The organism is Bradyrhizobium sp. RP6 (assembly GCF_003837805.1).
GTDB lineage: Bacteria > Pseudomonadota > Alphaproteobacteria > Rhizobiales > Xanthobacteraceae > Bradyrhizobium.
In genome coordinates this window covers 1-7,112 of the sequence record NZ_RQIT01000051.1, presented here as the reverse complement: position 1 = coordinate 7,112, position 7,112 = coordinate 1, and the positions used below count along the sequence as shown (strand labels likewise).

General features: G+C 64.5%; 7 protein-coding genes. 5 read left to right on the top strand and 2 right to left on the bottom strand.

All coding sequences use genetic code 11. From position 1 onward, the window contains the following. Positions 1-193 precede the first annotated feature (193 nt). A complete protein-coding gene (locus tag EHH60_RS36705) occupies positions 194-649 on the bottom strand; it encodes a carboxymuconolactone decarboxylase family protein (RefSeq protein ID WP_124163990.1) in 456 nt (151 codons plus the stop codon). A 99-nt stretch (positions 650-748) separates the two neighbouring features. Here EHH60_RS36705 and EHH60_RS36700 point away from each other — a divergent pair, with 99 nt between their 5' ends. The 5 genes from EHH60_RS36700 (at position 749) to EHH60_RS36680 (ending at position 6,142) form a co-directional block, all read left to right on the top strand. Next, positions 749-1,603, top strand: a complete 855-nt coding sequence (locus EHH60_RS36700; protein ID WP_124163989.1) for a sigma-70 family RNA polymerase sigma factor — start codon at positions 749-751, stop codon at positions 1,601-1,603. A gap of 175 nt (positions 1,604-1,778) precedes the next feature. Further along, complete coding sequence (locus EHH60_RS36695; RefSeq protein WP_124163988.1) at positions 1,779-2,456, top strand: GntR family transcriptional regulator; 678 nt, start codon at positions 1,779-1,781, stop codon at positions 2,454-2,456. Positions 2,457-2,590: 134 nt separating this feature from the next. Continuing rightward, on the top strand, positions 2,591-3,391 hold the full coding sequence (locus EHH60_RS36690) for a phytanoyl-CoA dioxygenase family protein (RefSeq protein WP_124163987.1): 801 nt from the start codon (positions 2,591-2,593) through the stop codon (positions 3,389-3,391). Positions 3,392-3,559: 168 nt separating this feature from the next. Continuing rightward, positions 3,560-4,873 (top strand): NAD(P)H-dependent oxidoreductase, encoded by a 1,314-nt coding sequence (locus tag EHH60_RS36685; protein ID WP_199752521.1) that lies wholly within the window; start codon positions 3,560-3,562, stop codon positions 4,871-4,873. A gap of 180 nt (positions 4,874-5,053) precedes the next feature. Next, a complete protein-coding gene (locus EHH60_RS36680; RefSeq protein WP_124163985.1) occupies positions 5,054-6,142 on the top strand; it encodes a TRAP transporter substrate-binding protein in 1,089 nt (362 codons plus the stop codon). Between the two features lie 119 nt (positions 6,143-6,261). Here the strand turns inward: EHH60_RS36680 and EHH60_RS36675 are convergent, their stop codons facing one another. Next, a complete protein-coding gene (locus EHH60_RS36675) occupies positions 6,262-6,855 on the bottom strand; it encodes a hypothetical protein (RefSeq protein WP_124163984.1) in 594 nt (197 codons plus the stop codon). Between the last annotated feature and the right edge of the window lie 257 nt (positions 6,856-7,112).

Below are 7,112 nucleotides of genomic sequence, written 5' to 3'. Positions count from 1 at the left end.
CGTCCACATGCCGGTTCGCTGATCCGATATGAAGCTCACCCGTTGGTCCACTGCACAGCTCTCTCGCCAAGGCATCGGCTGATCCTCCCAGCCGACAGAGAACTGTCACCCATCCATCCGGTCTACTCTGTTACCAATCTATCCGGTCTGGACAGGTGCTGCCCTCTCCCGCAAGGGGAGAGGGCACGGAAACTCACACCTTCCACACGCCGACTGGCATCTTGATCGTCGCGTTCAGACGGTTCCAGACGTTGATCGTCGCGATCGCGAGGATCAGGGTTGCGAGCTCGCGCTCGTCGAAATGCTTGTCGGCCTCGTTCCAGACCGCATCCGGCACCGGGTCCTCGCGATCGGCAAGACGCGTGACCGCCTCGGTCAAGGCCAGCGCGGCGCGCTCGGCGTCGGTGAAATAGGGTGCATCGCGCCAGGCGGACACGGCGAACAGGCGCTCGTCGGTCTCGCCCAGCTTGCGGGCGACCTTGGGATGCATATCAACGCAGACGCTGCAGCCATTGATCTGGCTGGCGCGCAGGTGCACCAGTTCCAGGAGCTTTTCCGGTATGCCCTGCTTTGTCAGGTCGCCGAGAGACTGCAGGACTTTCATGGCCTCGGGCAGCACCATGACGGGGTGATTCATGCGGGCGTGCATCATTTGCGTCTCCATCTGTCCAATTTCGAAGGTTCCGGTCACATCGGCCGGATTGGCTTCGTCAAGAGCGTGACGGATCGCAAAAAGGAAATGTGACGGATGACCGGACAGAATTTTCTCGCCCAACAATTCGAGGCGAGCAGGGACCATTTGCGCGCGGTCGCCTACCGCATGCTGGGCTCGCGCGCCGAGGTCGACGATGCCGTGCAGGAGGCGTGGCTGCGGGTCAGCCGCTACGACATGTCCGATGTCGCGAACCTGCGCGGCTGGCTGACCACCGTGGTTGCGCGCATCTGCCTCGACATGCTGCGCGCGCGGAAGTCGCGCCGCGAGGATCCGATGGGGCCGCACGTGCCCGAGCCGGTCGACGAGACGCGGGAGCGCGAGGCGGAGATGGCCGACTCGGTCGGCGCGGCTCTGCTGGTGGTGCTCGATACCTTGCAGCCGGCGGAGCGGCTCGCCTTCGTGCTGCACGACATGTTCGCCGTGCCCTTCGAGGAGATCGCGCCGATCGTGGGCCGCTCCGTCGAGGCCTCGCGCCAGCTGGCGAGCCGCGCCCGGCGGCGCGTGCAGGGGGCGCCGGTGCCCGAGACGGATCTGTCGCATCAACGCAGGATCGTCGATGCATTTCTCAAAGCCTCGCGCGAAGGCGATTTCGAGGGCCTGCTCGCGGTGCTCGATCCCGACGTCGTGTTCCGCGCCGATCAGGCCGCCGTGCGGCTCGGCTCGCTGCCCGAGATCCGCGGTGCCGACGCCATCGCGCAGACCTTCAAGGGCCGCGCCCAGGCCGCGCGAACGGCGCTGGTCGATGGCGAGCTGGGTGTTGCCGTCGTCCTCGGCGGGCAGCTGCGCATCGCGCTGCGGGTGACGTTCAATGGCGACCGCATTGGCGGGATCGAGGCACTGGCCGATCGGGAACGGATCGCCGCGCTGGGGGTGGAGGTGCTGGAGTGACCCATTTCGGCGAAAACAACCCCATGCACAGTAGACGATCCTTGTGACATCAATGGTTTAGCAGAGCTCAAAGAGCTGCTTTGGAGAGCGGACCCCGAAGTCCGCCTTGACGCCTCTCCCCTCCCGACATACCCTCCAATATGGAATTCCGTATTCCGTACCAGGAGCCGCCGGCGTGATTCCTCTCGATCCGCTCCCGAATCTGATCGACCAGGTCTATACGCGGATCCTGGAAGCGATCTCCGACCGCACATTGCGTCCCGGCCAGCGCATCCGTCAGAACGAGCTGGCCGACAGGCTCGGCGTGTCGCGCCAGCCGGTCTCGCATGCGCTACATCTGTTGCACCGCCAGGGCCTGGTCGCCGAAAGCGGCCGCCGGGGATTTGAAGTCACCCAGCTCGATCCCGCGCGCATCCGCCAGCTCTACGAGGTACGCGGCGCCATCGACGCACTGGCGGCACGACTCGCCGCGGCGCGAGCAGGCACTGACGCGGCCGGACGCGCACGGCTCGACGCGGCGCTTGCCGCCGGACGCCGCAGCGACCGCAACACGGCGCTGGCCGAGCTCATCGCGCTCGATGTCGACTTCCACCGCGCGATCTATCAGCTCGCCGGCAATCCCGTGATCGAGGAAACGATCGCACCGCAATGGCCGCATATGCGGCGCTCGATGGCGACGGTGTTGTCCGAGCTCGATTATCGCGACAGCGCCTGGGCCGAACATGCCGACATCGCCGCACGCATTCTCGCCGGCGACGCGAACGGAGCCGAGCGTGCGGCGCTGGTGCATGCGCAGACGGCAGGACGGATGACCGAGGAGCGATTGAGGGCGACGGACGAGGCGGCGGCGTAATCGCAAACGCCGTCATGGCCGGGCTTGTCCCGGCCATCCACGCCTTTCCGCCCGGTCCAAAGAACGTGGATGCCCGGGGCAAGCCCGGGCATGACGAAAGAGAAGACAGATATACAAACCAAGGAGGACGCCCCATGAAACTGTCTCAGGAGCAATTGGAGTTCTTCCACCGCGAGGGCTGGCTGTTTCTGCCCGAGTTGTTCGCCCAGGAGGAGGTCGATCTGCTTGCGCGCGAGGCGGTCGGCATCTACGACGCCAACCGGCCGGAGGTCTGGCGCGAGAAGAGCGGCGCGCCGCGCACGGCCTTTGCCGCACACCTCTACAATGAGGCCTTCGGACTCCTCGGCGCGCATCCGCGCATGATCGAGCCGGTCGAGCAGCTGTTCGGCGAGCCCGTCTACATGCACCAGTTCAAGATCAACGCGAAATCGGCCTTCACGGGCGACGTCTGGCAGTGGCATCAGGACTACGGCACCTGGAAGCGGGACGACGGCATGCCGGAGCCGCGGGCAATGAACATCGCGATCTTCCTCGACGAGGTGATGCCGATCAACGGCCCCCTGATGCTGGTGCCGCGCAGCCAGAATGCCGGCGACCTGGAGGCCTCGCATGACCTCGCCACCACCTCCTATCCACTGTGGACGCTGGACGAGGACACCGTGACGCTCCTCGTCAAGCAGGGCGGCATCGTGGCGCCCACCGGCAAGCCAGGCGGCATGCTGATGTTCCACGGCAACCTCGTGCATGGATCTGCCGGCAACATCACGCCCTACCCGCGCAAGATCGTGTACCTGACGCTGAACGCGGTCTCGAACTACATCCGCACACCGACCCGGCCGGACTACATCGCGCATCGCGACTTCACGCCGATCAAGACCGTGGACGACGACGCGCTGCTGCGGCTCGCCCGTGCGCAGCGGCAAGCGGCGGAGTAAAATAGGCCTCGTGCCACATCCTCAGTCGTCATGCCCGGGCTTGACCCGGGCATCCACGACTTGACGCGATCGCCATCAGGAAGACGTGGATGGCCGGGTCATGCCCGGCCATTACGATCTGATAGAGACATGCGTCTCACGACTGCTGCATCACTGGAAAAATCTCCCATGAACCTCTTCCGCCTCCTCCAGGCCCGTTTCTCCACCGGCAAGCCGGTCCGAGTCGCGCTGATCGGCGCCGGCAAATTCGGCTCGATGTTCTTGGCGCAGGTGCCGCACACGCCTGGGCTGGAGGTGCCCATCATCGTCGACATCGACCGCGACCGCGCGCGTGAGGCCTGCCGCACCGTCGGCTGGGATGCGGCGCGCATCGCAGCGACTGTCTTCACCGATGACGGCGCACGCGCCATTGCCGGCGGCGCGATGGACGTGGTGGTGGAGGCGACCGGCAATCCTGCGGTCGGCATCAAGCATGCGCGCGCCGCGATCGCGGCCGGCAAGCATATCGTGATGGTGAATGTCGAGGCCGATGTGCTGGCGGGCCCCCTGCTCGCCGAGGAAGCGCGCAAGGCCGGCGTGGTCTATTCGCTCGCCTATGGCGACCAGCCGGCGCTGACCGCGGAGATGGTGGATTGGGCGCGGGCCACCGGCTTCCGCGTCGTCGCTGCCGGCAAAGGCACGAAATATCTGCCGGCCTATCACGACGTGACGCCCGACGGCGTCTGGCAGCATTACGGCCTGACTGCGGGCGAGGCGCAATCGGCCGGCATGAATCCGCAGATGTTCAATTCCTTTCTCGACGGCACCAAATCGGCGATCGAGATGGCCGCGATTGCGAACGCCTGCGGTCTCGACGTGCCCACGAACGGCCTGCTGTTTCCGCCCTGCGGCGTCGACGACCTGCCGCACATCATGCGGCCGCGCTCGCGCGGCGGCGTGCTGGAACGGTCCGGCGTCGTCGAGGTCGTCTCCTCGCTCGAGCGCGACGGCCGGCCGGTGTTTCGCGATCTGCGCTGGGGCGTCTATGTCGTGCTGGAGGCGCCGAACGACTATGCCGCCGACTGCTTCAGGCAATATGGCCTGAAGACTGACGCCAGCGGACGCTTCGCCGCGATGTACAAGCCCTACCATCTGATCGGGCTCGAGCTGAACATCTCGGTGCTGTCGGCCGCGCTGCGGGGCGAACCGACCGGGCAGGCCATCGGCTTCCGCGGCGACGTCGCAGCGGTGGCCAAGCGCAATCTGCGCGCCGGCGAGTTGCTCGACGGCGAGGGGGGCTATACGGTGTGGGGCAAGCTTTTACCGGCGGCTGCGAGCCTGACGACCGGCGCCCTGCCCATTGGACTAGCACATCGCGTGAAGCTGAAACATGACGTCGCCCATGGCGCGGTGGTGCGCTGGAGCGACATCGAGTTCGATGCGGGCAACGAAACGGTGAAGACGCGCAAGGCCATGGAAGCCGCGTTCGCAGCGCAGCATTGACCGGCCGGCCGGCGCCACAACCAAAGTGCGCTTGATTTGCGGTTCCCCTTTGGTCATGCTGACTGCGATCCGGGAATATTGAACTTCGGACATCAAGAAACGTCGGCCACCGGCGAAGACGAAAGCGGCGCCAAGACCGCGGTCCCTCGTCGAGGACACGACATCACAGGAGGGAAACGCATGGAACGTCGTAAATTTTTGACGGCAGGCGGATTGGGCCTGGCCGCGAGTGCCGTTGCCGCGCCGGCTATCGCGCAATCAATGCCCGAGGTGAAATGGCGGCTGGCGGCGAGTTGGCCGAAATCGCTCGATACGCTCTACGGCGGCTGCGAATATTTCTGCAAGCGCGTCGCCGAGATCACCGACAACCGCTTTCAGATCCAGCCCTTTGCTGCCGGTGAAATCGTGCCGGGCCTGCAGGTGCTCGACGCCGTCTCGAACGGCACCGTCGAGATGGGCAACACTGCGCTTTACTACTATTGGGGCAAGAACCCCGCGTTCACCTTCGGCACATCGCTGCCGTTCGGTCTCAACACGCGCCAGCACATCTCCTGGCTGTTGTGGAACGGCGGTCAGGACATGCTCAACGCTCTCTTGAAGGAGCACAATGCGATCGGCGTTCCCACAGGGTCGACCGGTGCTCAGATGGGCGGCTGGTTTCGCAAGGAGATCAAGACCGTCGATGATCTCAAGGGTCTGAAATTCCGCGTCGGCGGCTTCGCCGGCACCATCATCTCGAAGCTTGGTGGCGTGCCGCAGCAGATCGCGGCCGGCGACATCTATCCGGCGCTGGAGAAGGGGACGATCGACGCGGCGGAGTGGGTCGGGCCTTATGACGACGAAAAGCTCGGTTTCGTGAAGGTGGCGAAGTACTATTACTATCCCGGCTGGTGGGAAGGCACCGGCCAGGGCCATAACATCATGAACCTCGAAAAGTGGAATGCGTTGCCGAAGCACTATCAGGCGGCGATCAGCACGGCATCACTGGACACCTTCACCTGGGTGACGGGCAAGTACGACTCCGTCAATCCGCCGGCCTTGAAGCGCTTGCTGTCTGTTGGCGCGATCCTCAAGCCGTTCCCGCAGGAGGTGCTCGAGGCCTGCTACGGCGCAGCGAACGAGATCTACGCCGATCTCGCCAAGAACAACCCGCATTTCAGCAAGATGTATGCGAGCCTCACCGCCTTCCGCAGCGAGTCGCTCGCCTGGATGCAGGTGGCCGAGCTCAGCTTCGACACCTTCATGATGCGGATGCGGACGAGGACGTAGCTGCATCGCGCTGCGAACGGCAAAACGACGAAAGCCCCGGAGATGTCTCCGGGGCTTTTGCTTCGAGCGTGGGTCTCGTCGCCGGCCTGGTTAAGCCGGGGCATGACGGCATTCCATGATCAATTGTCCTCGTCGCCGAGCGCAGCGACCAGCTTGTCGTAGTACTTGCCGACGAGATCGATGTTGCCCTTGTTCTCGATTGGCGGGACCGGCGTCTTCAGCGCCTGGTTGAGCTCGTCGAGTGCTTCTTTCTTGTCCTTGGCCGGCATCTTCTTGTCGGCCTGGACCTCCGCGATCTGCGCCTTGATGACTGCTTCGGGGCCGACATACTTCTTGGTCGCCGGATCGAAGCCGCCGATCACGAGGCTGATGTTGTCCACGACGGTGTTGTAGTCGTCATAGCTGGCAAAGCCATGCTTCTTGGCGACATCCTCGAGCTGCGCGATGACTTTCTGGTCGGGCGCGGTGTTCTCCGGAAGCTTCTCCGTGATCGCGTCCATGTCCTTCTGCGCAGCGAGCACGCCGTCGAGCTGCTTGTCGGTCAGCGCAATCTGCTTCAACGCAGGCGCCTGCTGCGCCGGCGCGGCCGGCTGAGCGGGCGCAGCCTGCTGCTTGGCTTGCGCGAAAGCAGAGCCGGAGGAGGCGAACGAAGCTGCAGACAGAAGGCACGCAACGCTCAGCGCGGTGAGGGCGGGACGAAGCAATGCTGACATGAAGGGCTCCTCCTGGAGGGGGATGGTTGGTCTTGGCGGCTGAAAGCTAGGGGCCACGACGTGAACTGCGCATGAACTCCGCGCATCGCTGCTAGCAACAGATCATGGCCGAATGATCACGACTCGGTGGGGTACTGTCCAGAATCTTTCGCACTTTTGATCAGGCGACGGCTCCGGTTTCAGAGAGTTGTGGCTGATAGAGCGGTCGCATGTTCATGTAGCATTTGGTCGACCACGCCGTTCCGGCAATGTGCCGC